Origin of the sequence: Mesorhizobium sp. M4A.F.Ca.ET.050.02.1.1 (assembly GCF_003997725.1) — a bacterium.
In the GTDB taxonomy this organism is placed as follows: Bacteria; Pseudomonadota; Alphaproteobacteria; order Rhizobiales; family Rhizobiaceae; genus Mesorhizobium.
The window spans coordinates 1-991 of sequence record NZ_RZSG01001261.1 but is presented as its reverse complement, the minus strand read 5'-3'; the positions used below and the strand labels follow the sequence as shown (position 1 = coordinate 991).

Annotated in this window: 2 protein-coding genes; both read left to right on the top strand. The window is 66.7% G+C overall.

From position 1 onward, the window contains the following. On the top strand, positions 1-310 hold a 310-nt coding region (locus EOA33_RS36800), incomplete at its 5' end, for a zinc-binding dehydrogenase (protein ID WP_145989555.1). 48 nt (positions 311-358) lie between these two features. Beyond that, positions 359-991, top strand: a 633-nt coding sequence (locus EOA33_RS36795; RefSeq protein ID WP_245482575.1) for a LacI family DNA-binding transcriptional regulator, incomplete at its 3' end; no start/stop codon positions are given.

Below are 991 nucleotides of genomic sequence, written 5' to 3'. Positions count from 1 at the left end.
CTCGGGCGCGGCGGCGGCGCTGGCGCAAGGCATCGCGGCGACGCGTCCGCGCGGCACCATCGTGCAGCTCGGCCTCGGCGGCGCCGAGATGGCGCTGCCGATGTCGACGGTCACCGCCAAGGAACTGTCGATCAACGGCTCGTTCCGCTTCCATCCGGAATTCGCCGTCGGCGTCGGGCTGATGCGCAAGAAGCTGATCGACGTCAAGCCGCTGATCACCCACACGGTGGCGTTCGACGAGGCGCTTTCCGGCTTCGAGCTTGCCAATGACCGCAGCCGGGCGATGAAGGTCCAGATCGCCTTTGCATAAGCGTCGGCGGCGCGTTGCATTCCGTTGTGATATCGATAACGTACGGCCATGCAGTCCTCGCCCAAACGCCCGACCATGGCCGATGTCGCGCATCGCGCCAACGTCTCGACGATGACCGTCTCGCGCGCCTTCAAGCGCGACGCCTCGGTCAGCGCCGACACGCGAGACCGCATCCTGCAAGCGGCTGAAGAGCTAGGTTATGTCTTCGACAGCATTGCCGCCAACCTTTCCTCGCGCCGCTCCGGTTTCGTCGCGGTGACGATACCCTCGATCAACAACGCCAACTTCGCCGACACGGTGCGCGGCATGACCGAAGGTTTGCGCGACAGCGGGCTGGAAATCCTGCTCGGCTTCACTGACTACAACGTCGAGGAGGAAGAGCGCCTGGTCGGGCAATTGCTGCAGCGGCGGCCGGAAGCGATCATCGTCACTGGCGGCCGCCACACGCCGCGCTGCCGCAAGATGCTGGCCAATGCCGGCGTGCCGGTGGTGGAGACGTGGGATCTGCCGAGCGACCCGATCGGCCATGTCGTCGGCTTCTCCAACGCCGAGGCCGGGCGGCTGATGGTCGATCATTTCGTCGCGCGCGGCTACTCGAGGCTCGGCTTCATCGGCGGCGACACCTCGCGCGACACGCGCGGCCTCGACCGGCGGCGCGGTTTTTTGGCGGCGCTGCAGGAC